Raw genomic sequence first — 22,874 nt, 5'->3', positions numbered from 1 at the left:
GCCGCGGGCAGGGTGGCTGCGCCGCCGCACGCGCGGCGGCGACACTATCGCACGCAGGGTGGCTGCGCCGCCGCGGGCAGGGTGGCGGCGTCGCCTCGGGTGGGGCGGCAGGGGATGTCACAGTATCGGCGGCTTGGCGCGCGGCATCCCGCATCTTGTGTGACACGGCCGTGGGGCGTGTCACGGTAGGGGTGACCTCACCCGGGATATCGCGCATGTTCTGTGACACGCGGGTCGGGTAGGGCGCCGGTGGCGGCACCATCGCGGGCAGGGTGGCTGCGCCGCCGCGGGCAGGGCGGCGGCGTCGCCTCGGGTGGGGCGGCAGGGGATGTCACAGTATTGGCGGCTTGGTGCGCGGTATCCCGCATCTTGTGTGACACCGCCGTGGGGCGTGTCCCGGTAGCGGTGACCTCACCCGGGATATCCCGCATGTTCCGTGACACGCGGGTCCGTGGGGCGCCGGTGGCACCACCGCACGCGCGGTGGCGGCGGAGCCGCGGGTGGGTAAGACAGCGTGGCGCGGCCGGCAAGGGAACAGGAGTGCCGGCACCGCCGCGGGTGAGGCAAGGGAGTATGGCGCGGCCGGCACGGCGGCGCGTGTCGGATCCGGCGGTTAGGCTGGTCGGCATGGATGCCGCCACTCCCACTGTGCCCCGGATCCCTGACGGCGCCACCCCGGCCGCCACCCCTGCCGCCACCACCACCCCCACCACTACCCCCGACGGCGCAGCCTCCGAGCGCACGGTGCCCTGGGGTGAGGTGTGGGGGCAGGATGCCGCGGTGAGCGCCCTGCGGGCCGCCGCCGCAGACCCGGCCGAGCTGACCCACGCGTGGCTCATCACCGGGCCTCCCGGCTCGGGGCGGTCGACGCTCGCTCGAGCGTTCGCCGCCGCTCTCATCGCCGAGCCCGGCGACGAGATCGTCATGCGCCAGGTGCTGGCCGGCACCCACCCCGACTACACGGCGCTGCGCACCGAGGGCGTCATCATCTCGATCAAAGACGCCCGCGCGCTCGTCGAGCGCTCGTACTTCGCGCCGTCGCTCGGCCGCTATCGCGTGATCGTGATGGAAGACGCCGACCGCATGAGCGAGCGCACCTCGAACGTGCTGCTGAAGGCGCTCGAAGAGCCGCCCGAGCGCACCATCTGGGTGCTGTGTGCTCCCAGCGACGCTGATCTGCTGCCCACGATCCGTTCCCGCGTGCGCGTGTTGCGGTTACGCGACCCCGAGATCGCCGATGTCGCCGCGCTGATCGCCGAACGCACCGGGGTTGACGCGCAGACCGCCGAGCAGTCGGCGCGCCACGCGCAGCGGCATATCGGCATGGCGCAGCGGCTGGCGACGGATGCCGCGGCCCGCGCACGGCGCGACGAGATGATGCGCGCCGTTCTCGGCGTGCGCGGAGTGTCGACGGCGGTCGAGGCGGCTGCGCAGATCGTCGCCGGCGCCACCGACGACGCCAAGGCGCTGACGGCCGAGCGCGATGAGGCTGAGCGGGCTCAGCTGCTGGCGACGATGGGGGTCGCTGAAGGGGCGGCGGTACCCCCGGCTGTGCGCTCGCAGGTGAAGGCGCTCGAAGACGACCAGAAGCGCCGCGCGACGCGCAGTCTGCGCGATGGCATCGACCGGGTGCTCACCGATCTGCAGTCGCTGTATCGAGACGTGCTCATGGTGCAGTTCGGCCGCACCGTCGATCTCATCAACCTCGAGTTCGAGACCGAGCTGCGCGCGGTCGCCGAGGCGTGGCGACCGGCCCGCACGCTGACCGTGCTCGACGCGATTGCGGCCACGCGCAAGAACCTCGAACAGAATGTGGCTCCGGCCCTCGCACTGGAGAGCATGCTGATCACCGTCGCCAGCGGAAGGACCCCGTGAACACCAAGACCCGTCTGCTGACCGTCGTCGCCGGCCTGGCCGCGGCATCCATCGCCCTCACCGGCTGCCTTTTCACGTTCATCCCCGACGGGGGAGAAGGAACGTCGCAGCCGACCTCGAGTGCGTCTCCCGACGCCGAGGGCGTGGCGCCCGAACTGCTGCCGTACTACACGCAGACCGTCGACTGGTCGCCGTGCACGGGCTCTGACGAGTGCGCGAAGGTCGAGGCGCCGCTGGATTGGAACGATCCGGGCGGGCGGGCGATCTCGCTGTCGATCATCCGGCATGCGGCGACCGGTTCGTCGCAGGGGTCGCTGTTGGTGAACCCGGGCGGTCCCGGAGCCAGCGGCGTGGAACTCATTCGCGACTCGCTCGACTACGCGGTGGGCGATGAGCTGTCGAAGCACTACGACGTGATCGGGTTCGATCCCCGGGGAGTCGGCGGTTCGACGGCCGTGAAGTGTTTCGACGCCAAGCAGATGGACGCCTTCCTGTTCGACATCCCGTCCGCACCGCGCGGCACGGCGGCGTGGCGCACAGAGGTGCTCGATTCGGCGAAGAGCTTCGCACAGGCCTGCGAGAAGAACAGCGACGGCATCCTGCCCTACATCACCACCGAATTCGCCGCGCGCGATATGGATCTTCTGCGTGCGGTGCTCGGCGACAAGAAACTGAACTACCTCGGCTACTCCTACGGCACCTTCCTCGGAGCGACATACGCGAACCTGTACCCCGAGAAGGTCGGCAAGTTCGTGCTCGACGGCGCCCTTGACCCGTCGACCTCGAGTATCGACGTCAGCGTGACGCAGGCGGTGGGATTCGAATCGGCGCTGCGCGCCTATATGGCGTCATGTCTGAAGACCCGGGGTTGTCCGTTCGCGGGATCCGTCGATGATGCGATGGCCGATCTGGGCGCGCTGCTGGCCAAGGTCGACAGGTCTCCGCTGCGCAACAACGACGGCCGGATGCTGGGGGCCGACGCCATGGTCACCTCGATCGTCGCAGCGCTGTATTCGCAGGACAGCTGGCAATACCTCACTCAGTCGTTGGCCGGTATCGCCAAGGGCGATCCGGGAATCGCCTTCCAACTCGCCGACTTCTACTTCAACCGTGTCGACGGGAAGTACCAGGACAACTCGCAGGAGGCCTTCACCGCCTACAACTGCATGGACTACCCCGATGACACCACCGACGCGCAGATCGCGGCAGCGCAGAAGACGTTGAAGGAGAAGGCCCCCACGATCGCCCCGTATTGGAGCGTCGACATCGACGGGTGCGAGAGCTGGCCGGCTGAGGCCACCGGGGTGCGTGAGCAGATCCACGCTGCCGGCGCCGGACCTATCCTCGTGATCGGCACGACCAACGACCCCGCGACGCCGTACGCGTGGGCCCAGTCGCTGGCCAAGCAGCTGGACTCGGGCATCCTCATCACACGCGTCGGCGAGGGCCACACCGGCTTCAACAAGGGCAACAGCTGCGTTGACGACGCGGTGAACGACTACTTCGTCGACGGCACGGTTCCCGACGGCGACATCCGCTGCGAGGGCTGAGCCCGGACAGCTGCGCCCGCAGCGAGTGCAGGGGATGCCGCATCCGGCAGCAGCGGGTGCGGGGGATGCCGCATCCGGCCCCCGCGTTCGCGAGGCGGGTGACGACCATGTAAGATCGATGATCGTGCACACCGCACGCCACCTTAGCTCAGACGGCAGAGCGGCTCACTCGTAATGAGCAGGTCAAGGGTTCGATTCCCTTAGGTGGCTCCGCAAAGAAGGCCCCCTCGCAAGAGGGGGCCTTCTGCCGTTGCGGGCGACGCTCAGGCGCGCCGGTACGACGAGACCATCGGGCACTCGAACGGGTCGCGTGCGGCCAATCCCACGCGGTTCAGATACGCGATGACGATGGCGTAGGAGCGCCACAGCGACGTCTCGACATACGGCACGTTCAAGGTGCGGCACTGCTCGATGACGATCTCGCGTGCGCGTGCCAGATGCGGCCGCGGCATGTTCGGGAACAGGTGGTGCTCGACCTGGTAATTGAGGCCGCCCATCAGCCAGGTCGCCCACCAGCCACCGCCCACGTTGCGTGAGGTGCGCACCTGCTTGCTGAAGAAGTCGAGCTTCGCATCGGGGGCGATCACCGGCATGCCCTTGTGGTTGGGAGCGAACGACGCGCCCATGTACACGCCGAACACGGCCAGCTGCACGCCGAGGAACGCGAAGGCCATGCCCAGCGGAAGCAACAGGAACACCGGCACCAGATACACCGTGAAACGGATCGCCAGCATGCCCAGCTCGGTCCATCGGCCCTTCACGGGCCCCCGGGCGAACAGGTGCTGCAGCGACAGTCGGTGCAGGTTGAGGCCCTCGAAAGTCAGCAGCGGAAAGAACAGCCAGCCCTGACGCCGAGTGATCATCCGGCGGATGCCGCGCGCCTGGGCGGCGTCTTCGTCAAGGAACGAGATCGTGTCGACCTGGATGTCGGGATCCTTGTCGACCTTGTTGGGGTTGGCGTGGTGCCTGCTGTGCTTGCTGTCCCACCACGAGTAGCTCATGCCGACGATGGCGTTGCCGAGAATGCGCGCCACCCGGTCGTTCATGCGCCCGGAGGCGAAGATCTGGCGGTGGGCGGCTTCGTGCGAGAGGAAGGCGACCTGGGTGAAGAGGATGCCGAGGGCACCCGCGATCAGCAGTTGGAACCAGCTCTCACCCAAGAGGATGAACCCGGTGATGCAGCCGCCGAAGCCGACGGCGATGGCTGCGCCCACGAGGGCGTAGAACCAGGGGGTGCGGCGCAAGAGGCCGCTCTCGCGCACGACGTGGGAGATGTCGGTGAATGCTCGCGCGATCGGCGGGAAATCCGCGGTGCCGGCGTACGTCTGACGAACGGGCCCCAGGCGGGACTCCAAAACGGTGGAGGAGATGAGATGCACCTGTGCTTTCGATCAGGACCCCGAGGCCGGAAAGCCAAGGGCGGACGCCGATCGCTTGTTGCCCACCATACGCGGCGTTGTGTGCGCCAAGGGGAATACGCAGGCCCTGCACAGATGATCATCGGTCGGGGGCCATCTCAGGCCCCCGACCGATGGGGAGGATCAGAGCGGGCGGATGTTGGCCGCCTGCATGCCCTTCGGGCCGCGCTCGGCGTCGAACTCCACCTTCTGCGCCTCGCGCAGCTCCTTGAAGCCGTTGCCGGTGATCGCGCTGTAGTGCGCGAACAGGTCGGCGGAGCCGTCGTCGGGAGCGATGAAGCCGTAGCCCTTCTCGGTGTTGAACCATTTCACGGTGCCAGTGGCCATCGTGTCTTTCCTTCTGTTGTTCGGGCCGCCTGAGCGACCGGGGGTGCCGCGCCGACGAGTGCGGAGCGGACGGCGGGTGCGACGGCGGATGGTGTCCTCCGTCGGAGTCGAGGGGGTGAGGTCGAGGGATGCCTCGACCGCGGCGACCGCGTCGTCGCGGGTGGCGTGCAGGCCGAGGGATTCACCGCGGCCACCGTGAGCGGCGAATCCGCGTGGGGTGACCTCGATGAAGCCGGCATAGCCGACACCGAAGTGTGCGACATGCACGTCGTCGTCGGCCTGGCGCCAGTGCACGGCCGGGACGGAGAGGGGAAAGTCGGAAGACATGGGAACCTTGGTGAAGAAGCGCGGGCTGATCACGCGCGGGAAGATTATCGGTGGATGCGGCATCATGGCCGGTTGGGAACGTCGTTCCGTCTGCTGCTCGACGGCGAGGAACAGGATCACGACGTGCGAAAGTCCGGAGTGGACAGTTCAGCTTAGCACGCTGCCTCCTCAGGCTGCCGCGGCGCGGTCCACAACCGGCTCGATAGGCTGGCGAGATGACATCGCGCGATTCACAGCCGCGCAGTTCCGAGCCGCTCACGCGACGTCAGCTGCGTCAGCAGAACAACGATCCGACGCGATGGGTGCGCATCGGCATCCCGGTGCTGCTCGTGCTGGTGTGGCTGGTGGGCGGTGCTGTCGGCGGACCGTACTTCGGCAAGGTCGGCGAGGTGTCCACCAATGACCACGCCGCATATCTGCCCGATTCGGCCGAGTCCACCGTCGTGCAGAACAGACTCACCGACTTCACCGGCAGCGACAGTATGCCTGCGGTGGTCGTGGTCACCGGTGACGGAAAGCTCACCGACGACCAGATCTCGGGTCTGCGCGATCTGGCCGACCGTCTGAGTGATGTCGACGGAGTGGTCGGCAGTGTGTCGCCGCCGATCGTCTCCGACGACGGCGAGGCCGCTCAGATGTTCGTGCCGCTGACCACCGAAGAGGTCTCCGATGCGGTCGGCGCCGTGCGGACAGCGCTCGATGCGGGGTTGCCGCAGGGCACCACGGCGTGGATCACGGGTGCGGCGGGGTTCACCGCCGACCTCGTGCAGGGCTTCCTCGGAATCGACGGGCTGCTGCTGGGCGTGGCTTTGCTGGCGGTGTTCGTCATCCTCGTGATCGTCTACCGATCGCCGCTGCTGCCGATCCTGGTGCTGGCCACGGCATCTTTCGCCCTGTGCGTGGCGCTGCTGACGGTGTGGTGGCTCGCGAAAGCGGGCGTGGTCGTACTCAATGGGCAGGTGCAGGGGATCCTTTTCATCCTCGTCATCGGCGCGGCAACCGACTATGCCCTGTTGTACGTCGCGCGATATCGCGAGGCGGTCGCCGACGGGGCACGCCGGTGGAGTGCCACACTGCGGGCGTGGCGGGGGGCGTTCGAGCCCATCCTGGCCTCGGGCGGCACGGTGATTGCGGGTCTGCTCTGCCTGCTGCTCAGCGATCTTGCCACCAACCGTGCACTGGGCCCCATCGCCTCGATCGGCATCGCGTTCGCGATGCTGTCGGCACTGACCTTCTTGCCCGCGTTGCTCGCGTTGGTGGGTCGCGCGGCCTTCTGGCCGTTCATCCCGCGCGCGCCGGCAGCGACCGTGCCCGACGACCTCACGGTGCCGGTGAAAGGGTTCTGGGCTCGCCAAGCCCGCCTGGTCGCGCGGCATGCTCGCCCGGTGTGGATGCTGTGCCTCGTGGTGCTGTTGGCGGCGGGCACCGGCATCCTGCAACTGAAGGCAGACGGCGTGCCCACCAGCGATCTGGTGATCGGTCACTCCGAGGCCCGCGACGGCCAGAACGTGCTCGGCGACCATTTCGACGCCGGCAGCGGCAGCCCGGTGTACGTACTGGTCGCGAAAGACGATCTCACCGCGGCGCTGCAGACGATGGATGCCGCGCCCGGCATCGAATCGCTCGCGGCAGCATCCGCCGACTCCGCCTCCGGGCAGGCGGCGGTCACGCTGAAAGACGGCGAGCCGGTGTTCACTGCAGCCGGCCCGCCCGGCACTCCCTCACCCGAGCCGACCGTCTCGGACTCTCAGGTGCTGCTCATCGGCACCCTGGCCGATCCCGCCGACTCGTCCGCCGCCGAGCACGTCGTGCGTGACCTGCGTGCCGGCCTCGCCGAAAGCGTCGGTGCCGACGCCGCCCAGGTGGGCGGGGTGACCGCGACCGACATCGACACGAACGACACCTCGATCCGCGATCGCACCCTGATCATCCCGATCGTGCTGGCGGTGATCCTGGTGATCCTCATGCTGCTGCTGCGGGCGGTGCTGGCACCGATTCTGCTCGTGGCCTCGGTCATCGTGTCGTTCGTGGCGGCGATGGGCGTCTCGGCGCTGGTGTTCACCCATCTCTTCCACTTTCCGGGGGCGGATCCGGCCGTGCCGCTGTACGGCTTCGTGTTCCTGGTGGCGCTGGGGGTGGATTACAACATCTTCCTGATGACGCGCGTGCGCGAAGAGTCGCGCCGGCACGGCACCCGGCCCGGCATTCTGCGGGGCCTGGTGGCCACCGGCGGGGTCATCACCTCGGCCGGGCTCGTGCTGGCGGCGACGTTCGCGGCTCTGGGCGTCATCCCGATCCTGTTCCTCGCGCAGATAGCTTTCATCGTGGCGTTCGGCGTGCTGCTGGACACTTTCCTCGTGCGCTCGCTTCTCGTGCCGGCTGTCTCGTACGACATCGGCCGGGCGATCTGGTGGCCCTCGAAACTCTGGCGCAGGGGAGTGGATGCCGCGACCGAACGTGATGGGTAGTCTCAAGGCATGGGCACCGCACTGTTCATCATCGACGTGCAGAACGACTTCACCGAGGGCGGGGCGCTGGGCGTGACCGGCGGAGATGCCGTGGCCACCGGCGTCTCACAGCTGCTGGCCGACCGGGCCGGTGCGTACGACATCGTCGTCGCCTCACGCGATTGGCATGACGCGGACAACGACAACGGCGGGCACTTCGCGACCGGCGAGCCCGATTTCGTCGACACCTGGCCGGTGCACTGCGTGGCCGGCACCGAGGGCGCCGCCTACGATCCCGGCCTGGTGACGGCATCCATCACCCATCACGTCAAGAAGGGGCAGGGCAAGCCTGCCTACTCGCTGTTCGAGGGCGTGACCGACGACGGGCGCACCGTCGAGCAGCTGCTCGACGAGCACGGCATCGTCGACGTCGACGTCACGGGCATCGCAACCGACTACTGCGTGCGGGCCTCGGCCCTCGACGCTCTCGCACGCGGCCGGCACGTGCGCATCTTCACCGACCTGATCGCCGGCGTCGCCGCGGAATCGAGCGAGGCGGCTATGGCCGAACTCGCCCATGCCGGGGCCGAACTGGCCACGGGCCTGGGTTGACGACGCTGCGCTGACGACGCTGCGGCCCGGTCACTCGGTGGTCAAGCAGGCACGTTGCTCGACGAGCGGGCAACTGAACACGTCGCGCTCACCCAGGCCCACACGGTTGATGTAGCGGATCACAATCACGTACGAGGTCAGAAGCCCGGTCTGCATGTACGGCACCTCGTGCTCACGGCAGTACGTGGAGATGATCGGCGCGGCGCGGCGCAGATGCGGACGCGGCATCGACGGGAACAGGTGATGCTCGATCTGATAGTTCAATCCGCCCATCGCGACATCCAGCAAGCGGGTGCCGCGGATGTTGCGGCTCATCATCACCTGACGGCGCAGGAAATCGAGCGTGACGTCAGCCGGCACTATCGGCATGCCCTTGTGGTTGGGAGCGAAGGAGACGCCCATGTAGAAGCCGAACAACCCGAGCTGCACGGCCAGGAACACGAACGCGATGCCCGGCGAGAGCACCAGGAACACCAAGGCTGTGAAGCCGATCAACCGCACGCTCATGAAGCCGATCTCGACCCAGCGCCGATCGAGGTGACGGCCGCTGGTGACCCGCCGCACCCCCGAGGCGTGCAGCGAAAGACCCTCCAGCAGCAGCAGCGGGAAGAAGAAGATGCCCTGGTGCGCGCGGAACCACGTGAACAGGGCCCCGTGCGGCACGGCGGCCTTGTCGGCGGTGAGTGCGATGACCGGAAGCTCGACGTCAGGATCGGATCCGAGCTTGTTCGGGTTGGCGTGGTGGCTGGTGTGCTTGTGCTGCCACCAGCCGTAGCTCATGCCGACCAACAGGTCGCCCAGGATGAGGCTGATCCAGTCGTTCCAGCGTCCGGAGACGAAGATCTGCCGGTGTGCGGCGTCGTGACCGAGGAATGCTATCTGCGTGAAGACGATCGCCAGCACAGCCGCGGTGAAAAGCTGCCACCAGGTGTCGCCGATCCAGACGAACGCCGTGATGCCGATTCCCAGGGTCAGTGGCAGGGCGATCAGCTTCGACCAGTAGTAGCCGTAGCGCCGTCGCAGAAGGCCCGTCGCTCGGATCGTCTTGGCCAGTTCGGTGTACTCACTGGCTCCGCGCGAGCCCTTCGCGCCGAGAGGCGAAGGATGAGTGGTGCGGATGTCGGACATTTGTCGCTCCCCTCGTCCGCGAGGTGGGGCCGACCGACGAACCGATGCTGGGACTCGTCACAGCTCCATAGTCTGACCATACGCGCGGTGGGGTGCCGGCGGGCCGATCGGGGTGGACTCTCAGGGTTGGGCGCGAACGATGCCGAGCGCCTGAGGCAGCACCGTGATCTCGGCGCCGGTTGCCGTGCCGAAGGCGTCGCCGTCCAACTGGGTGGGCTCGGGGACGTCGAACCGGGCGCTCAGCGTTCGTGCCTGAAGGTAGCGCATCTCGCGCCACTTGCCGCCGGGCCGCGTCGCCGCACGGGCGCTGTGCGTGCGATGCAATACCCGGTTGAGCCCGAGCCGGGACCCCACGCGCAGCCACTGCCAGAATCCCTTCGGGCGCAGCAGCACGACGTCGAGGAGGCCGTCATCGGGGGCGGCATCCGGAAGAAGAAGGATGCCGGCGGTGATGGTGCCGCAATTGCCGACGATCACGGTGTGCGCACGCACCGCGGTCTCGGCTCCACCATCGGCACGGTAGTGCAGAGTGAAGCGCTTGTTGCCCATCACCGACTTGCTGATCGGATCGGCATAGGCGAGCCAGCCGATGCGCTTCTTCAGCGCCTCATTGGTATCGGTGGCCATGCGGGCGTCCAACCCGACGCCGGTCATAACCAGGAACACGTGGGTGGTCGCGGGCTCATCGCCGCGTTCGAGGCGCACGACGCCCACGTCGATCGGGCGCGTCTCGCCGGTGAACGCGGTGTGCACACCGGTCTCGATATCGGCGACGAGATCGAGATTGCGCGCCAGCAGATTTCCGGTGCCTGAGGCGACGATGGCGATCGGCACACCGGAACCGTGCAGTTCCTCGGCCGCAGCCCGCAGTGTTCCATCGCCGCCGGCGACGATCACCACAGTCGGAGTGCTCTGCAAAGCTGCTCGGGCGGCCTGGCCACCGGGGTCGGCCGCGGTCGTCTCGAACCACGTCGACGATGCCCAGCCGTTGCTTTGCTCTTCGGCGTGCACCGCGGCGCGCAGGCGCGCGACATCGGCCTTCACCGGGTTCACGATGACGGCAGCTCGACGAGGTGCCGCCGAATCCTGCGGCTCTGTGTCTTGCTCGCTCACATGTCGAAGCCTACGGGCGGCGACGAGCTCGCTGACGGATTGCGCCCACCACCACGGTGCCCACGAACAGGATGATTCCGATCACCGCGAGCCAGAGCAGGCCCTTGATGGCGAACCCCACGACCGACAGCACGGCCCAGACGATGAGCAGGATCACGATGAGTGTCCACATACCCGAAGGCTACGCTGGCCGGCGGTGGATAGCGAGGTGTCGCCGGTGGCCTCGCCTGGACGGGGACACGCGCCGGGTCGGCGTGGCTCAGTGCACGTGACCGGTCGAGCGCACGTCGGTCATGCCCTGCGGTCCGTTCGTGCCGAACGAGAAGTCGACGACGCCCTGGGGGCCCACGCTTGCCTCAAGTACGAAGTCTTCGAGATCGTCGACGACGTCGGGAGCCAGAAAAATATGCGCGCCCGACTGCTCGAGCACGACATCGCCCGATTCCGGGCCGTCTGCCGGTTCGAGAGCGAAGTCGGTGCCGCGGTCAGACCCGTCATAGACGCGGATGCCCCCGGCTTCGCGCCCGCCTGCGGTCTGCGCGGCGATCGCCTTCACGATGACGCACGCGTCGTCGGTGAGTGTGAACAACATTGCCTCCTGCTGTCGCCGAGGTTCCGCGATGTCGGAGCCATGGCGTACAACGAGAATATGGTGCCCCCGGAGAATTACGATATCTCGACCCACCGGTTAAAAGCCGGTTGCTCTGCCTCTGAGCTACGGGGGCGAACATAAGTGCCGTACAAGATGTGCGGCACCTGTCGGCAGTCTAAACCATTGACGGAATTCAACCGGTGTGAGTGGCACCGCTCGTTCAGCCGGGTGTCGGGATCGTCGCCGACACGCGAAACCCGCCGTCGGCGGTGGGGCCGGATGCCACGGCCCCGCCCAGCCGACGGATCTCGGTGCGCGAGCGGCTGAGCGTCGCGGACAGTTGGGCGTGCGGGGTCACTCTGCCGGGCCCGTGGCTGACCTCGATCTCGACCGCCTGCGCCAGATAGCGCACCGTGGCCGCGGCATCCACCCCGCGCGTGCGGGTGAGCACGAGGCCGACGCCCTCCTGCAGCGCGCGGAACGCGGCCTCGTCGATGTTTACGGGCAACCGGCGCTCGTCGCCGTCAATGGTCAGGGTGATCGGCATTCCGGCCGTCTGCAGCCCCGCGATCAGTTCGCGGGCGTTCGTCAGCGACGGCTCGGGCGGTTGGGGGAGCGGGGCGCGCACGAGCGGAATGCCCGCCACCCCCATCGGACGTTGCGCCTTCGCCTCGCCGTCTGACCCTGTCTGCTGGCGCAGCCATGTCGTGAAGTCCTGTCCGCGCAGCTGCGCCGAGGTGCCGGCCAGAAGGCTTCCGTCGCGCATCTGACGTCCCGAGCCACCCGGAAGCGACAGCTCGACGACGCGCCCCGGCAGTCCGGCCGCGCGGCCATAGCGCCGGGCGAGGTCGGCCATGCGCTCCACACGCGGTCCGGCGATGTCGGTCACCCGTCCGGCAGGCACACCCTCGGCCAGCTCGACGAGTCGGGCGGCGACCTCGGCCGCCTCGATCGGCTGCGAGCGCATGGTGGGCACGAGCACGAACGGGCCCACCTTCATCCGCTCGAACATCTGCCGGGCGAACTCGTGGAATTGCGTGGCACGCAGAAGCGAGGAGGGAATCGGCCCGGTCTGAACCATGTGCTCCTGCGCGCGCTTGCCCTGGTAGTAGCCGTACCCCTTCTCGACGCTGTCGATCCCGATGATCGACAGCACGACATGGTGCCGCACCCCGGCGCGCTGCTCGGCGGCCAGAAGATTGCGGGTCGCGGTCTCGAAGAACCGAATGGATGCCGCTGCCGACATCGATGCCGTGCTGGTGACATCGATCACCGCATCGACGCCGGCCAGCACGGCGTCGAGCCCGTCTCCGCTGAGCAGGTCGATGCCCGTCGAGCGGGAGATGACGACGGGTTCGTGGCCATGACGGCGCACGAGGTCGGTGACCAGGCGCCCGACGGTTCCGGTGCCTCCGGCGATGGCGATGCGCATGCTTCGAGGCTACTGCGGGTCGGACGCGTCGGTCGGGCGTTCAAAACTCATCCGATCTCGTCCGCGGGGGTGCCCGAACGACGCGGTCGGGCCCGTTCTGCACCCGATGGGATGAGTTCTGAACGCGGCGCCGATAGCCTCGAACCGTGGCATCCGCCCCGCAGACACCCCAGACGCTCGCACACCTGCGTCGCGCCCGCGATCTGATGGACCGCGACTATGCAAAACCGCTCGACGTGCCGACGATGGCCGCGCGCGCGTTCATGTCGCCGGCGCACTTCTCGCGCGAGTTCAAGACCGCGTACGGCGAGACACCGTATGCGTATCTGATGACCCGGCGCATCGAGCGGGCGATGATGCTGCTGCGCGCGGGCATGTCGGTGACGGATGCCTGCACCGCCGTGGGCGCGACATCACTGGGGTCATTCAGCTCGACGTTCACCGAGATCGTCGGCGAGACGCCCAGCGCGTACCGTGCGCGCAAACACGACGACGCTGAGGCTCTGCCGGAGTGCTTCGCGAGGGTTCTCACCCGGCCGACGAGGTATGTCTGATCGAGCAGGATCGGAGAAGCACGGTGGGATGCCGCCGCGTACCGTTACCGGCATGACAGACATCACATTCGGATATTTTCCACTCACCGTCGACGATGTCGACACCGCTCTCGAGTTCTATCGGGATGCCCTCGGCCTGAGTGTGCTCAACGACGTCTCGGGTAACGGATGGCGCTGGCTGAGCATGGGGGTGCCGGATCAGCCGGGCGTCGTGCTCGTCTTGTCGGCACCGGGCGCGGGCCGCTCGCCGGAAGACGCCGAAGTGCTCGCCCGACTGGTCGCGAAGGGCGCAGGTCCCGGGCCGATCGTGTTCGCGACGAGCGACCTCGATGCCGCGTTCGAGCGCATCCGGGCGACCGGTGCCGAGGTGCTGCAAGAGCCGATGGACCAGCCGTGGGGTCCTCGCGACTGTGCTTTTCGCGACCCGGCCGGCAACCTCGTGCGGATCAACGGAACGGCATGACGGCGTAGCCTTGACGCGTGCAGCAATCGGGCAGGGAGTTTCACAAGCCGGTGCGGCGCGCCGGTGAAGAACTCGACCGGCTGTTCGGCGCGCACGATCCTGCTGAGGCGACGCGGGTCGCGCACTCCACGGCGACGGCGCTGCTCTCGCGAGTGCGCGCCGACCCCGAATCCGAGATCGTCGACCGGCTCGTCGACTTCACCCGCACGCACGGTATCGACGACATCGCCGAGCTGTGGTCACGGTCGCCCGCCCGCAGCCTTCCCGGTGCGCTGTGGAACCTGTATCTGCTGCAGCTGATGATCCACCGCGACCCCGATACGGCCGCGCTGCTGTACGAGCGCGGCCGCGTCGAGATCACCTCGGTCGACCCGGTGATCGCCGGCGCGCCGGTGCCGTCGGGGCCCGACGAGCTCGTCGCCACCGTCGACCGGATTCTTCGAGGGGTGTTCGACGGCGACTTCGCCGTGGCGCTCGAGCGCGCCGCCGCGTTCAGCCGGGTGCAGGCATCCGGGGCCACCCACGTCGCCGACGACTACGAGGGCACCGAGCCCGAGCGTGCCACGACGCTGACCACGCGAGCCGCGCGGTTGGCCACCATCGCGAGCGACCTGACAGCGGCCGCGGCGCTGTGGCGGATGGACGCGCTGAGCTGACTCGGCGGGGTGGCGCGCGGGCAGGAAAATGCCGGGCCGCAGAACGCCTCTCGGCGCGAGGCCGCTCGAAGCGGCAGAAGATGGAGCCCGGGGTTACTGCGGCCCGGCCGATCAAGTCTAACCGACGGCATCCCCGCCCTATTCCCCTCCCGGGTCGGCCGGCGGCGTTCGTCTCGCAGGAAGATCTGCGCCAGGGGCCCCGACACGCCGCCGACACTCCCGGGATCGCAAAAAACGTCCTGCGAGACGAACGCGCCGGGGCCGGGTCGCCGCCGTCCTAAGCTCGAGCCATGGCCGCACACTTCGCCCTGCTCATCGACCCGGCAGCCTCCGACGATGCCTGCGATGACTTCGCGGCGACGTTCACGGTGCTCGACCCGGCAGCGCCGGCGCTGAGCGTCAGCGAACTGAGCACGCAGCGCGGCGACGGCATCTTCGAGTCGATCGGCGTCGTCGACGGTCATCCGCAAGAGGTCGCGGCGCACCTCGAACGGCTCGCGCACTCCGCGGCGCTGTGCGATCTGCCCGCGCCGCACCTCGGCCAGTGGCGGCAGGCCATCGGGCGCGCGGCGGCCGCGTGCGGCGCGGGCGAGTCGGTGATAAAGCTCATCCTCAGCCGCGGAGTCGAGCACGGCCCCGCCCCGACAGCCTGGGTGACCGCCGCGACAGCGGCCGACAACAGCGCGGTGCGCGAGCGCGGCATCCGCGTCGTCACCCTCGACCGGGGCATCGACAGCGGCGCCGCCGACCGAGCGCCATGGCTGCTGCTGGGCGCGAAGACGCTGTCGTACGCGGTGAACATGGCGGCGATCCGCGAGGCGCACCGGCGCGGAGCCGACGACGCGGTGTTCGTCTCCAGTGACGGCATCCTGCTCGAGGCGCCGACAGCTTCGCTCATCCTCAAGAAGGACGGCCGCTTCGTCACGCCGGCCGCGGGCAGCGGCATCCTGCACGGCACGACCCAGATCAGCCTGTTCGAGCACCTCGCACAGCTCGGGCATTCGACGGCGTACGAGACGCTTCCGGTCGAGGCGTTGATGAGGGCGGATGCCGCGTGGCTGGTCTCCAGCGTTCGGCTGGCGGCTCCCATCAGCGCCGTCGACGGCGTCGAACTCTCCGCCGATAGCGCGCTGACGGCATCCATCAACGACTATCTGCTCAGCCCGCGCGACTGACTATCCGAATCGGCCCGAGACGTAGTCCTCGGTCGCCTGCTGCTGCGGTGTCGTGAACATCGTCGCCGTGTCGCCGTACTCGATGAGCTTTCCCGGCTTGCCGGTGCCGGCGATGTTGAAGAACGCCGTCCTGTCCGACACACGCGAGGCCTGCTGCATGTTGTGGGTGACGATGACGATCGTGTACTCGGTCTTCAGCTGCGCGATGAGCTCCTCGATCGCATAGGTCGAGATCGGGTCGAGCGCCGAGCAGGGCTCGTCCATCAGCAGCACCTGCGGCGAGACGGCGATGGCGCGCGCTATGCACAGGCGCTGTTGCTGCCCGCCCGACAGGCTCGACCCGGGCTTGCCCAGGCGGTCCTTGACCTCGTTCCACAGGTTCGCGCCGCGCAGCGACCGCTCCACCAGCTCGTCGGCGTCGCTGCGCGACATGCGCTTGTTGTTGAGCTTGACCCCGGCCAGCACGTTGTCGCGGATCGACATGGTCGGAAAGGGGTTCGGCCGTTGGAAGACCATGCCGATCTGGCGGCGTACGGCGACCGGATCGACTCCGGGACCGTAGAGGTCGTCTCCGTCCAGCAGCACCTCGCCGCCCACGCGGGCACCCGGAACGACTTCGTGCATGCGATTCAGCGTGCGCAGGAACGTGGACTTGCCGCATCCCGACGGGCCGATGAAGGCCGTCACGCTGCGCGGGGCGATATGCATGCTCACGCCCTCGACGGCGAGGAAGTCGCCGTACCAGACGTTCAGCTCGGTGACGTCGATGCTCTTGGACACGGGTCTCCTTCGGAAATCACAGGCCGCGCTTGGGCGCGAAGATCTTGGCGATGAGCCGACCGGCGAGGTTCAGCACCATCACGATGACGATGAGGGTGAGCGCGGCCGTCCACGCTCGGTCGATGGACGCCTGTGCACCCACGCCGGCGGCCTGGGTGTACTGCGTGTACACGAACACCGGCAGCGTCATCATCCGGTCGTCGAACAGGTTGTAGTTCATGCTGAAGGTGAAGCCGGTCACCAGCAGCAGTGGCGCGGTCTCGCCGATGACGCGGGCTATCGCCAGCATCACCCCGGTGACGATGCCTGCGAGCGAGGTGGGCAGCACGATCTTCAGGATCGTCAGCCACTTCGGCACCCCGAGCGCGTACGAGGCCTCACGCAGCTCGTTGGGCACGAGGCGCAGAATCTCTTCGCTGGAGCGCACCACGACCGGGACCATGAGCACCGACAGGGCGACGGCCCCCATGAAGCCATTGCGCACGGCGGGCCCGGCGACGAGCGCGAAAAGTGCGAACACGAACAGCCCCGCGACGATCGACGGGATGCCGGTCATCACGTCGACGAGAAAAGTGATGGCCTTCGCCAATGCGCCGCGGCCGTACTCGACGAGGTAGATCGAGGTGAGCAGGCCGATCGGCACCGAGATGACGGCGGCGGCAAGCGTGATCAGCAGCGTGCCCATGATGGCGTGCAGTGCGCCGCCGCCGGAGCCGACGACATTACGCATCGACTGCGTGAAAAAATCCACATCGAGGCGGGCGAGGCCGCCGAGCACGACCGTCCAGACGAGGGAGACCAGCGGTAGCAGGGCGATGATGAACGCCGTCGAGACCAGCGAGGTGACCAGGCGGTCCAGCGCCCGGCGCGAGCCCTCGACGATGCGGGAGAGCGCATACAGCACGATGTCGAACAGCACGGTGCCGAAGAACACCGTGCCCACCAGGCTGAACGTCGTGGTCACCCCCGCGGCCCACAGCAGCATGAAGAAGGCGCCGGCAAAGATCCAGCCGCCGGCCAGCACCATCCAGGCGGTGCCGCGCGGGAGCGTGGCCCCGGTCAGCGGCGCGGAGGAGGGGATGCCGTCGGCCGAGGCGAGGGCGGGAGCATCTGTCACGGTGGTGGTCATCCGTTGGCTCCCGAGAAGGCGGCGCGGCGGCTGACGATCCAGCGCGCGAGAACGTTGACGAGCAGGGTGACGGCGAACAGCACCAGGCCCGAGGCGACCAGGGTGTTGACCGCGATGCCGGTGGCTTCGGGAAACTGCAGGGCGATGTTCGCGGCGATGGTGTTGGGGTTCTGCGCCTGCAACAGGGCGAACTTGACGACGAACGCCGGGGAGAGCACCATCGCCACGGCGAATGTCTCGCCCAGCGCCCGGCCCAGACCCAGCATGATCGCAGAGACGATGCCGCTGCGCGCGAACGGGAGCACCGACATCCGGATCATCTCCCACTTGGTGGCCCCCAGCGCCAGAGCCGCCTCTTCGTGCAGCCGCGGCGCCTGTAGGAACACCTCGCGGCAGATGGCGGTCATGATCGGGATGACCATGACCGCGAGGACTATCGCTGCGGTCAGGATCGTGCGGCCGGTGCCCGAGACCGGGCCGGCGAACAGCGGGATCCACCCGAGGTTGTCGCCCAGCCACTGATACAGGGGCTGCACCAGGGGCGCCAGCACGACGATGCCCCACAGGCCGAACACGACCGAGGGAACGGCGGCGAGCAGGTCGATGATGTACCCGAGCGTCTGCGACACGCGCCGCGGCGCGTAGTGCGAGATGAACAGGGCGATGCCCACCGACAGCGGGGTGGCGAACAGCAGCGCCAGGAACGCCGCCCACACCGTGCCGAACACGAGTGGCCCGACGTACTGCCAGAAGTTCGTGGCCGAGTTGGGAAGATCGCCCTCGCCGGCGCCCAGCGCGGGAATGCTCTGGATCACCAGGAAGATCGCCACGGCGGCGAGGGTGGCGAGGATGACCGCGCCGGCGACCACGGTGATCGTGGAGAACACCCGGTCGCCGACGCGGACGGTGACTTTCGTCGTCATTCGATTCCCACTACTTGATGGTCTGCGCCGCGGCGATGACCTTCGCCGACAGCTCGGCCGACAGCGGTGCCGACCCTGCCTGTGCGGCCGCGGCCTGCTGGGCCGCGTCGCCGGCCACGTACTGGATGTACGAGCTCACCAGGGCGCCCTTGTCGGCGTCCTGATACTGCTGACAGGCGATCAGGTACGACACCAGCACGAGCGGCCAGGCGCCGTCCTGGGTGTCGGTGCGGTTGATCGCGATGGCCAGATCGCCGGCGGCGCGCCCGGTGACCAGGGGCGAGTCGGCGACCACGGCCGCGGCGCCGTCGGCCGAGATCTTCACGAACGTGTCGCCGACCTTCAGCTGCGCTATCGACAGACCGGCCGCTCCCGACTCGTCGATATAGGTGATCGAGTTCTTCGCGCTCTTGGCGGCTTCGGCGACACCCGAGGTGCCCTTGGCGGCGTCGCCGACAGCGAACGGGAATGTCTGCGACGGCTCTTCGGTCCACACGTCCGCCGCGTTGGCCGCGAGATACTCGGTGAAGTTCTGCGTCGTTCCTGAGTCGTCGGAGCGGTGCACGACTGTGATAGCGGCATCCGGAAGCGACACACCCTCGTTCAGCGCGGCGATCTTCGCGTCGTCCCAGCGGGTGATCGTGCCGGAGAAGATGCCCGCGATCGTCGCGGCATCCAGCTTCAGCTCGTCGACGCCCTCGATGTTGTACGCGATGGCGATGGGGGAGATGTAGACCGGCAGGTCGATGGCGCTGGTGCCATCGGCGCACATCGCGAAGGTGCCGGCCAGTTCGTCGTCGCTGAGTGCGGCATCGGAGCCGGCGAAGTCGGCGGCGCCCGAGATGAAGCTCTTGCGCCCCGCTCCCGAACCCTGGGGGTCGTAGTTGATGTTCAGCTCGGGATTCGCGGTCTGGATGCCGGCGATCCAGGCCTGCTGCGCGGTGCCCTGCGCCGACGATCCGATGCCGTTGATGGTGCCGGACAGTGCTGCGGAAGAGTCGCCGGTGGGCGAGGGGCCGGAGCCGTCGGCGGATGCCTCGTTGGCAGCGCAGCCGGCCAAGACGAGGGTGGATGCCGCGACCAGGGCGCCCAGGGGAGCGATGCGGGTGAGCTTCACAGTGTGAATCCTTCACGTTGTCGGGTTGTCGGCCCCGCTCTGCGGGGCTCGCCACGAACCTAAAGCGCGTCGGTGACCAGACTGGGCTCTGCGAGTGAACGGAAGGTGAACGGCCGGAGACTCAGATCTTCGGCTCGTGCGTCTCGATGGCCACGATGCCCGATCCGGGGTTGCTGGCCGACAGATGGACGACCGAGAAAGCGCCCACCGGAAGGGCGGCGGCATCGTCGAGATACGAGCCGCGCAGCGTGCCGGTGGCCAGGGCAAGCTCTCGCATGATGTCCGGAAGCACCGGGCCGTGGCTGCACAGCACCGAGGCCTTGCCGGCGCGCACGCGTGCACCGACGGCGGCGCGCACGTCGGAGGTGCCGTCTTCCCAGGCGTCTTGACTGATCTCGGGGGTGCGGTGGATGCGATGCCCGGTGGCAGCGGCCAACGGCGCGACGGTGGTCACGCATCGCACGGCGTCAGACGAGTAGATCTTTCGCACGCCGAAGGCCTGCAGCGGAGCGGCGATGGCCTTTGCCTGTTTCGTACCGCGAGCGGTCAGTGGACGCAGAGCGTCTTCGCCGGCCCATTCCTCGCGCGCGGCGGCCTTCGCATGGCGCTGCACCACGACGGGGAATGTGTGTCGCACCCCGTCGTCGACCAGTGCGAGGAAGTTCTCCAGAATCTCCACATCGACCGGATAGCTCATGCGGGCCAGGGCCTTCTTCGGCGAGATCCATTCGATCGCGGCGATCTCTTTGTTCGGCACGAACCGTGACGCCCGGATCGCCTCATCGGAGGCGAAGGTCGACCAGTAGTGCACGATCTTGGTGCGGCCGCTGGGCAGCGCGTAGCGCGAGACGCCGACGGGCACGCCGAGACAGACGGCGATGCCGGTCTCTTCGAGGATCTCACGCACGGCGGTGCCCGCCAGCATCTCGCCGGCGTCGACCTTGCCCTTGGGCAGGGTGACGTCGGCGTAGGCGGTGCGGTGGATCACGAGGACCTTCAGCTTGCCCTCGACCAGGCGCCAGACGACGCCCCCGGCGGCATAGACGGCCGTCTCGCTCATCGCACCGCTCGCGCCCGCCGCCGACGTTGCACGTTGGCCATCGTCTTGTCCTGCAGATCCACCAGCCTCTTCCCGTTCTCGCCGACGCTGTGCCTGACCCAGTCACCATCCGGCTGCAGATGCCACGAGCTGGTCCCGTCGCTCATCGCAAGGGTGAAAAGGTCCTCCAGCGACTTGAGCTGTGCGGGTGAGGTCACCCGCACCAGCGCCTCGATCCGTCGATCAAGGTTGCGGTGCATCATATCGGCGCTGCCGATGTACACCTGCGGGTCGCCGCCGCCCGCGAACGAGAAGATACGCGAATGCTCCAGGTTGCGGCCCAGGATGCTGCGCACGGTGATGTTCTCGCTCATTCCCTCGACCCCCGGCTTGAGGCTGCAGATGCCTCGCACCCAGACTTCGACCGGCACCCCCGCCTGGCTCGCACGGTAGAGAGCGTCGATGATCTGCTCGTCGACCATCGAGTTCACCTTGATGCGAATACGCGCGGGCTTGCCGTCGAGGGCGTTGCGGCGCTCCTTCTCGATCAGGCGCAGCAGGCCCTTGCGCAGGTAGCGGGGCGCGACCAGCAGGCGCTTGAACTTCTTCTCGATCGCATAGCCGCTCAGCTCGTTGAAAAGCCGGATGAGGTCACGGCCGACCTGTTCGTCGATCGTGAAGAGGCCGAAGTCCTCGTAGATGCGGCTGGTCTTCGGGTTGTAGTTGCCGGTGCCGATGTGCGCGTAGCTGCGCAGCGTGCCCTCTTCTTCGCGGATCACGAGGGCGAGCTTGGCGTGCGTCTTCAAACCGACGAGCCCGTACACGACGTGTACTCCGGCCTTTTCGAGCTTTCTCGCCCAGGTGATGTTGGCGGCCTCGTCGAAACGCGCCTTGACCTCGACCACGGCCAGAACCTGTTTGCCGGCCTCGGCCGCGTCGATGAGCGCCTGCACGATGGGGCTGTCGCCCGAAGTGCGATACAGCGTCTGCTTGATGGCCAGAACGTGCGGATCCTTCGCGGCTTGCTCGAGAAAGGCCTGCACACTCGTCGCGAACGGTTCGTACGGATGGTGCACGAGCACGTCGCTCTTGCGGATAGCGGCGAAAAGGTCGGCGCGGCCGTTCTGCTCTGCCGGCTGCAGCGCGAACGGAGTCACCGGCACATGCGGGGGGTAGCGCAGCTCGGGGCGGTCGATGCGTCCTAAGCCGAAAAGTCCGCCCAAATCGAGCGGGCCGGGCAGTCGGTGCACCTGCTGCTCGGTGATGTCGAGTTCGTCCACGAGCAGGTCGAGAGTGATGTCGTCGATGTCATCGGTGACCTCGAGGCGGATGGGCGGTCCGAACCGGCGGCGCAGAAGCTCGGCCTCCAGTGCCTGGATGAGGTTCTCGGTCTCGTCCTCTTCGACCTCGACGTCTTCGTTGCGGGTGAGCCGGAAGGCGTGGTGGTCGAGCACCTCCATGCCGGGGAAGAGGTCGGCCAGGTTGTTGGCGATGAGGTCTTCCAGCGGAAGGAAGCGGATGCGAGCGGAGTCGTCACCCACCCGCACGAAGCGCGGCAGCATCGGCGGCACCTTCAGTCGCGCGAAATCCTGGCGGCCGGTGCGGGCGTTGCGAATCCGGATGGCGAGGTTCAACGACAGCCCCGAGATGTAGGGGAAGGGATGCGCCGGGTCGACCGCGAGCGGGGTGAGCACCGGGAAGACCTTCTCCTGAAAGTACCGGTAGAGATCGTCGCGCTCGCCGTCGCTGAGCTCGTCCCACGTCAGAAAGTCGATGCCCGCCTCGGCCAGGGCCGGCTTGACCAGCTGGGTCCACGCGTCGGCGTGGCGCAGCTGCAGCCGGTGCGCATCACCCGAGATGTCGGTGAGCACGTCTTGCGGCGAGCGGCCCACGTTCGTCGGAACCGCCAGGCCGGTGAGGATGCGGCGGCGAAGCCCCGCAACGCGCACCATGAAGAACTCGTCGAGGTTGCTGGCGAAGATCGCCAAGAAGTTCGCCCGCTCCAGCACCGGCTGGGCCGGATCTTCGGCCAGTTCGAGCACGCGCTGGTTGAACGCCAGCCAGCTCAGTTCGCGGTCGAGGTAGCGGCCCTCGGGCAGCTCGGAATCGTAGACCTCTTCCAGGTCGAAATCGTCATCCTCGCCGTCATCCAGCCCGGTGTCCAGGACCTCGTGTTCGATCATCTTCACATCATTGCAGGCCGAGGTTACGTGCGCG

The 22,874-nt window shown here is 67.9% G+C and carries 21 protein-coding genes and 2 tRNA genes; 9 read left to right on the top strand and 14 right to left on the bottom strand.

Going from position 1 to position 22,874, the window contains the following annotated elements; genetic code table 11:
* The first annotated feature begins 627 nt into the window (after nucleotides 1-627).
* The 3 genes from ET475_RS01385 to ET475_RS01375 all read left to right on the top strand — a co-directional run bounded on the left by ET475_RS01385 (nucleotide 628) and on the right by ET475_RS01375 (nucleotide 3,635).
* Complete coding sequence (locus ET475_RS01385) at nucleotides 628-1,875, top strand: DNA polymerase III subunit delta' (protein WP_129385325.1); 1,248 nt, start codon at nucleotides 628-630, stop codon at nucleotides 1,873-1,875.
* Nucleotides 1,872-3,425 carry an alpha/beta hydrolase gene (locus ET475_RS01380; protein WP_242497719.1) on the top strand — a complete coding sequence of 518 codons (1,554 nt, stop codon included), beginning with the start codon at nucleotides 1,872-1,874 and terminating at the stop codon, nucleotides 3,423-3,425. Before ET475_RS01385 ends, ET475_RS01380 begins: the two co-directional genes overlap by 4 nt.
* A 137-nt stretch (nucleotides 3,426-3,562) precedes the next feature.
* Nucleotides 3,563-3,635, top strand: a tRNA-Thr gene (locus ET475_RS01375).
* Between the two features lie 53 nt (nucleotides 3,636-3,688).
* Here the strand turns inward: ET475_RS01375 and ET475_RS01370 are convergent.
* Together ET475_RS01370 and ET475_RS01365 are read right to left on the bottom strand one after the other, a co-directional pair.
* A complete protein-coding gene (locus ET475_RS01370) occupies nucleotides 3,689-4,804 on the bottom strand; it encodes a fatty acid desaturase family protein (protein ID WP_129385323.1) in 1,116 nt (371 codons plus the stop codon).
* 162 nt (nucleotides 4,805-4,966) lie between these two features.
* On the bottom strand, nucleotides 4,967-5,170 hold the full coding sequence (locus tag ET475_RS01365; protein ID WP_129393511.1) for a cold-shock protein: 204 nt from the start codon (nucleotides 5,168-5,170) through the stop codon (nucleotides 4,967-4,969).
* A gap of 542 nt (nucleotides 5,171-5,712) precedes the next feature.
* Between ET475_RS01365 and ET475_RS01360 the strand changes: the two genes are divergently transcribed.
* Both ET475_RS01360 and ET475_RS01355 read left to right on the top strand, forming a co-directional pair.
* Nucleotides 5,713-7,965: an MMPL family transporter gene (locus ET475_RS01360; RefSeq protein ID WP_129385321.1), complete on the top strand. Its 2,253-nt coding sequence runs from the start codon at nucleotides 5,713-5,715 to the stop codon at nucleotides 7,963-7,965.
* A 9-nt stretch (nucleotides 7,966-7,974) separates the two neighbouring features.
* On the top strand, nucleotides 7,975-8,556 hold the full coding sequence (locus ET475_RS01355; RefSeq protein WP_129385319.1) for an isochorismatase family protein: 582 nt from the start codon (nucleotides 7,975-7,977) through the stop codon (nucleotides 8,554-8,556).
* Nucleotides 8,557-8,586: 30 nt separating this feature from the next.
* Here ET475_RS01355 and ET475_RS01350 read toward each other — a convergent pair whose 3' ends face one another.
* The 6 genes from ET475_RS01350 to ET475_RS01330 all read right to left on the bottom strand — a co-directional run bounded on the left by ET475_RS01350 (nucleotide 8,587) and on the right by ET475_RS01330 (nucleotide 12,821).
* Complete coding sequence (locus ET475_RS01350) at nucleotides 8,587-9,684, bottom strand: fatty acid desaturase family protein (RefSeq protein WP_129385317.1); 1,098 nt, start codon at nucleotides 9,682-9,684, stop codon at nucleotides 8,587-8,589.
* A 120-nt stretch (nucleotides 9,685-9,804) separates the two neighbouring features.
* The gene (locus ET475_RS01345; RefSeq protein ID WP_242497718.1) at nucleotides 9,805-10,797 is read right to left on the bottom strand and encodes a diacylglycerol/lipid kinase family protein; all 993 of its coding nucleotides are present in this window, start codon (nucleotides 10,795-10,797) and stop codon (nucleotides 9,805-9,807) included.
* A 10-nt stretch (nucleotides 10,798-10,807) separates the two neighbouring features.
* Nucleotides 10,808-10,969 (bottom strand): hypothetical protein, encoded by a 162-nt coding sequence (locus tag ET475_RS17730; protein ID WP_165310675.1) that lies wholly within the window; start codon nucleotides 10,967-10,969, stop codon nucleotides 10,808-10,810.
* A gap of 87 nt (nucleotides 10,970-11,056) precedes the next feature.
* Complete coding sequence (locus ET475_RS01340) at nucleotides 11,057-11,389, bottom strand: hypothetical protein (protein WP_129385315.1); 333 nt, start codon at nucleotides 11,387-11,389, stop codon at nucleotides 11,057-11,059.
* A gap of 58 nt (nucleotides 11,390-11,447) precedes the next feature.
* Nucleotides 11,448-11,522: transfer RNA gene (locus ET475_RS01335), tRNA-Lys, on the bottom strand.
* An 87-nt stretch (nucleotides 11,523-11,609) separates the two neighbouring features.
* Nucleotides 11,610-12,821 (bottom strand): SDR family oxidoreductase, encoded by a 1,212-nt coding sequence (locus ET475_RS01330; protein WP_129385313.1) that lies wholly within the window; start codon nucleotides 12,819-12,821, stop codon nucleotides 11,610-11,612.
* A gap of 206 nt (nucleotides 12,822-13,027) precedes the next feature.
* Here ET475_RS01330 and ET475_RS01325 point away from each other — a divergent pair, with 206 nt between their 5' ends.
* From ET475_RS01325 to ET475_RS01310, 4 genes are all read left to right on the top strand, one after another.
* Nucleotides 13,028-13,375 carry a helix-turn-helix transcriptional regulator gene (locus ET475_RS01325; protein ID WP_129393505.1) on the top strand — a complete coding sequence of 116 codons (348 nt, stop codon included), beginning with the start codon at nucleotides 13,028-13,030 and terminating at the stop codon, nucleotides 13,373-13,375.
* A gap of 52 nt (nucleotides 13,376-13,427) precedes the next feature.
* Nucleotides 13,428-13,838 (top strand): VOC family protein, encoded by a 411-nt coding sequence (locus ET475_RS01320; protein ID WP_129385311.1) that lies wholly within the window; start codon nucleotides 13,428-13,430, stop codon nucleotides 13,836-13,838.
* A gap of 17 nt (nucleotides 13,839-13,855) precedes the next feature.
* Complete coding sequence (locus tag ET475_RS01315) at nucleotides 13,856-14,494, top strand: DNA-directed RNA polymerase subunit beta (protein ID WP_129385309.1); 639 nt, start codon at nucleotides 13,856-13,858, stop codon at nucleotides 14,492-14,494.
* 290 nt (nucleotides 14,495-14,784) lie between these two features.
* Entirely contained in the window at nucleotides 14,785-15,669 is an 885-nt protein-coding gene (locus ET475_RS01310; protein WP_129385307.1) for an aminotransferase class IV, read from the top strand.
* On the opposite strand, the gene pstB is transcribed toward ET475_RS01310, so the two are convergent.
* From pstB to ET475_RS01280, 6 genes are all read right to left on the bottom strand, one after another.
* Nucleotides 15,670-16,449, bottom strand: coding sequence for a phosphate ABC transporter ATP-binding protein PstB (gene pstB, locus ET475_RS01305; protein WP_129385305.1), 780 nt, complete (start codon nucleotides 16,447-16,449; stop codon nucleotides 15,670-15,672). It lies immediately after the preceding gene.
* Nucleotides 16,450-16,465: 16 nt separating this feature from the next.
* Nucleotides 16,466-17,578, bottom strand: coding sequence for a phosphate ABC transporter permease PstA (gene pstA / locus ET475_RS01300; RefSeq protein WP_422879931.1), 1,113 nt, complete (start codon nucleotides 17,576-17,578; stop codon nucleotides 16,466-16,468).
* Entirely contained in the window at nucleotides 17,575-18,501 is a 927-nt protein-coding gene (pstC, locus tag ET475_RS01295; protein ID WP_129385303.1) for a phosphate ABC transporter permease subunit PstC, read from the bottom strand. The genes pstA and pstC overlap by 4 nt, the downstream gene beginning before the upstream one ends.
* A gap of 10 nt (nucleotides 18,502-18,511) precedes the next feature.
* Entirely contained in the window at nucleotides 18,512-19,618 is a 1,107-nt protein-coding gene (gene pstS, locus ET475_RS01290) for a phosphate ABC transporter substrate-binding protein PstS (RefSeq protein WP_129385301.1), read from the bottom strand.
* Between the two features lie 121 nt (nucleotides 19,619-19,739).
* Nucleotides 19,740-20,678 carry an NUDIX hydrolase gene (locus ET475_RS01285; protein ID WP_129385299.1) on the bottom strand — a complete coding sequence of 313 codons (939 nt, stop codon included), beginning with the start codon at nucleotides 20,676-20,678 and terminating at the stop codon, nucleotides 19,740-19,742.
* A complete protein-coding gene (locus ET475_RS01280; protein WP_129385297.1) occupies nucleotides 20,675-22,840 on the bottom strand; it encodes an RNA degradosome polyphosphate kinase in 2,166 nt (721 codons plus the stop codon). The genes ET475_RS01285 and ET475_RS01280 overlap by 4 nt, the downstream gene beginning before the upstream one ends.
* Nucleotides 22,841-22,874 lie beyond the last annotated feature (34 nt).

The sequence above is a fragment of the Microbacterium protaetiae genome (assembly GCF_004135285.1).
Taxonomy (GTDB): domain Bacteria; phylum Actinomycetota; class Actinomycetes; order Actinomycetales; family Microbacteriaceae; genus Microbacterium; species Microbacterium protaetiae.
Note: the sequence above shows the minus strand (reverse complement) of the source record. Positions and strands in the feature narration are given on the sequence as shown.

Coding starts and splice junctions, on each gene's coding strand:
- ET475_RS01285 (WP_129385299.1), bottom strand. CDS start 20,678: ATGAGCGAGACGGCCGTCTATGCCGCCGGGGGCGTCGTCTGGCGCCTG.
- ET475_RS01340 (WP_129385315.1), bottom strand. CDS start 11,389: ATGTTGTTCACACTCACCGACGACGCGTGCGTCATCGTGAAGGCGATC.
- ET475_RS01365 (WP_129393511.1), bottom strand. CDS start 5,170: ATGGCCACTGGCACCGTGAAATGGTTCAACACCGAGAAGGGCTACGGC.
- ET475_RS01355 (WP_129385319.1), top strand. CDS start 7,975: ATGGGCACCGCACTGTTCATCATCGACGTGCAGAACGACTTCACCGAG.
- ET475_RS01360 (WP_129385321.1), top strand. CDS start 5,713: ATGACATCGCGCGATTCACAGCCGCGCAGTTCCGAGCCGCTCACGCGA.
- pstC (WP_129385303.1), bottom strand. CDS start 18,501: ATGACGACGAAAGTCACCGTCCGCGTCGGCGACCGGGTGTTCTCCACG.
- ET475_RS01385 (WP_129385325.1), top strand. CDS start 628: ATGGATGCCGCCACTCCCACTGTGCCCCGGATCCCTGACGGCGCCACC.
- ET475_RS01330 (WP_129385313.1), bottom strand. CDS start 12,821: ATGCGCATCGCCATCGCCGGAGGCACCGGAACCGTCGGGCGCCTGGTC.
- ET475_RS01320 (WP_129385311.1), top strand. CDS start 13,428: ATGACAGACATCACATTCGGATATTTTCCACTCACCGTCGACGATGTC.
- ET475_RS01350 (WP_129385317.1), bottom strand. CDS start 9,684: ATGTCCGACATCCGCACCACTCATCCTTCGCCTCTCGGCGCGAAGGGC.
- ET475_RS01310 (WP_129385307.1), top strand. CDS start 14,785: ATGGCCGCACACTTCGCCCTGCTCATCGACCCGGCAGCCTCCGACGAT.
- ET475_RS01325 (WP_129393505.1), top strand. CDS start 13,028: ATGGACCGCGACTATGCAAAACCGCTCGACGTGCCGACGATGGCCGCG.
- ET475_RS01280 (WP_129385297.1), bottom strand. CDS start 22,840: ATGATCGAACACGAGGTCCTGGACACCGGGCTGGATGACGGCGAGGAT.
- ET475_RS17730 (WP_165310675.1), bottom strand. CDS start 10,969: ATGTGGACACTCATCGTGATCCTGCTCATCGTCTGGGCCGTGCTGTCG.
- pstA (WP_422879931.1), bottom strand. CDS start 17,578: ATGACCACCACCGTGACAGATGCTCCCGCCCTCGCCTCGGCCGACGGC.